Source organism: Armatimonas sp., assembly GCF_043760365.1.
Taxonomy (GTDB): Bacteria; Armatimonadota; Armatimonadia; order Armatimonadales; family Armatimonadaceae; genus Armatimonas.
The window spans coordinates 1-2,471 of record NZ_JAYUPA010000023.1; the positions used below are offsets into that span (position 1 = coordinate 1).

A 2,471-nucleotide genomic window follows, 5' to 3' on the forward strand; every position below is an offset into this window, starting at 1 on the left:
AGCGCAAATCGAGCAAGGTTCATGGCGCTTCCACCTTGATCTTTGCCCCATCAGAGAGTTCGTACTGCCCTAGGGTGATGACTCGTGCGCCCGCCGCGAGCCCAGAGCGAATCTCCACCGCCGTATCGGTTTCTACCCCTGTCGTGATGGGTGTTTCTTTAGCGACATCTCCCTTGACGATAAAAACAACGCTCTTGCGCTCGTGGTTGAGTACGCATTCCTTAGGAACCACGATGGCTTGTGAGGCGACACGAATCACGACTTTCACCAGGATAAAGGCTCCGGCACGGACGGATTTGCTCGAACCTGCTTGGAGTCTGAGCGTGACGAGGTTGGTCTGCGGGTCTACCGATCCGATGCTTATCACACGCGCCATCTCCCCCGACGAAAGATGGGCTTTCTGGCCGGGGCGCACGCGTAGCGCATCGTCCGCAGGAAGGGTGGCAAGGATATCGAGCTGGCGACTGTTCGCGATTTCCAAAATGGTTGCGGCTGGGTCAGCCATGTCGCCCGGATTGAGCAAGCGTCGAACGACGACTCCCGAGAGAGGAGCCCTCAGTGTGGCGTAGTCTGATTGCGTCCGAGAAGTCTCCACATCCGCTGCGGCCTTGCCCGCGCCGCTTTGCGCGGCTCTGGCTTCTTGCACTTTCGCAGCGACGGCAAGCGTCTGCTTCTCCGCTTGGCGCAGTAGCGCTTTCGCCTGCACGAGCTTTGCCTCTCCTGTCTTGCGGGCTTGGCTGAGCGCTTCCTCGGCTTGGCGGACGCGAAGCTGGGCGGCTTCTCGGTCTTCTTGCCTTGCTCCTGCTTGAAGTAATTCCAGAGTCTGGCGAGCACTCTCCACTGTGGTCTCTGCGACGGTCAAGGCTGTTTGTGCATCCTCGACCTGACGCCGTGCAGACACTCCCTTTTCCAGCAGAAACGTCTGGCGCTCGACCTCTTTTACGGCTCTTGTGCGCGTCGCCTCGGCTTGCCGAAGAGCGCTCTGCGCCTGGAGGATCTCTTGAGGACGTGCCCCCGCCAAGGTTTTGGTTAGATCCGTCTTTGCTAGGGTGAGAGTGGTCTGGGCCGCCTGAACCGCTCCCTCCTGCTCTACTCTAGCCGCATCAATGGCGAGCTGGGCAACGCGGACACTGCTTTCCTGATCGCTTGCTGCCGCCCGCGCCGCAAGCTGAGCCTGGGAAGCGGTTGCAGTCGAGGCGCGGTAGCCCGCCTCCGCACTGCGAGTCTGCGCTGTGAGTGCTCGTGTGTCCAGAGTGGCAAGGATTTGACCGGCAGTCACCTGGTCTCCTTCTTTCACAAGAACACTTACCAAGCGCCCCGCCATCTGCGGCGCGAGCTTTGCCGCTGCGCCTTGGGCGCTCTGGAAGGTTCCCTGTGCGGTAACGGTCTCCTCAATATCCTGTCGCTCTGCCTTGGTGACTGTCACAACAGCAGCGGGAGTCTCCGCCTTCGCTTCTTCTTCTGTTGCTTTTTTGCTGCATCCCGCCAGCAGCCCCAGGGAAGCGAAAAAGCTAATCCACAGGGCAGGAACTTTATGAAGTACAAGAGCTTTCTGATTCATGGCAAGGGCCCTCCGATGATGCGCTCCAGCTGAGCGTTTGCAAGTTGCAGTCTGGCAAGAGCTCGTAGATACTCGATCTGCTCACTAGCAAAGGTGCGCTGAGCATCAATAACCTCCAGATACCCGCTTCCCCCTTTTTCGTAACCGACCTGTGCCATCTCCAGTAGCTCCTTTGTTTTCGTCAGGCGACCATCTCCCTCAAACGAGGCGACAATTTGAAGGGCTTGCTGGCACTCTCGGAGCGCTATCTCCACCTCCAGTAGTGCAAGGCGCTCCGACTCTTTAAGCTGCAACTGCATCTCTTGTTTTGCTGCCTCCGTAGCACGTACCTCGGCGCGAATCCGGCCATTGTCAAAGAGAGGGAGGTTGATACCGATACGTAGCGAGGCATAACCGACTTGCGCCGGGTTCAGGTTGTATCGTCGTCCCTCAAGAACGACGTTTGGGAGGCGCTGCCCCTTCGCCTCGGCGATCCCAGCATTGCTGGCAAGAACCTGCGCACGGGCCGCAAGAATATCCGGGCGTCGAGAGAGTGCGAGGGAGTGCGCTGTTTCCAGGTTTGGCAAGATTGTCTTTGCCGTAAGAGCACCCGCGAGCGCCAGAGGTGCATTGGAAGGCAGCCCAAGCAAGCTTTTTAAGGTGCTGTAGCGGTTCTCGCGATCTGTCGTGGCCTGCGTTAGTGTCTGGCGAAATCGCGCGTTTTCTATCTGGCTACGCACGACATTACTGCGTGGAACATCACCTGCTGTGAACTGGGCACTCGCCGCTTCTGCAAAGCGCTGTGTCGCTTCCAGGGAAGACTTCGCTTGGGCTAGCTCAGCGTCGGCACGGAGGCACTCGATATAGGCGCTGGTGACATCGCGGCGCAGATCAAGAAGCGTTGCTACCTGGTCTGCCTCAGTGGCCTTTT

At 58.8% G+C, this 2,471-nt stretch carries 2 protein-coding genes; both read right to left on the reverse strand.

The window, feature by feature from the left end; translation table 11 throughout:
* Positions 1 to 19: 19 nt before the first annotated feature.
* The gene (locus ACH2EH_RS00605) at positions 20 to 1,561 is read right to left on the reverse strand and encodes an efflux RND transporter periplasmic adaptor subunit (RefSeq protein WP_395137781.1); all 1,542 of its coding nucleotides are present in this window, start codon (positions 1,559 to 1,561) and stop codon (positions 20 to 22) included.
* Positions 1,558 to 2,471 (reverse strand): TolC family protein (locus ACH2EH_RS00610; RefSeq protein WP_395137783.1); only part of this gene is annotated, 914 nt, incomplete at its 5' end. The genes ACH2EH_RS00605 and ACH2EH_RS00610, both read right to left, overlap by 4 nt.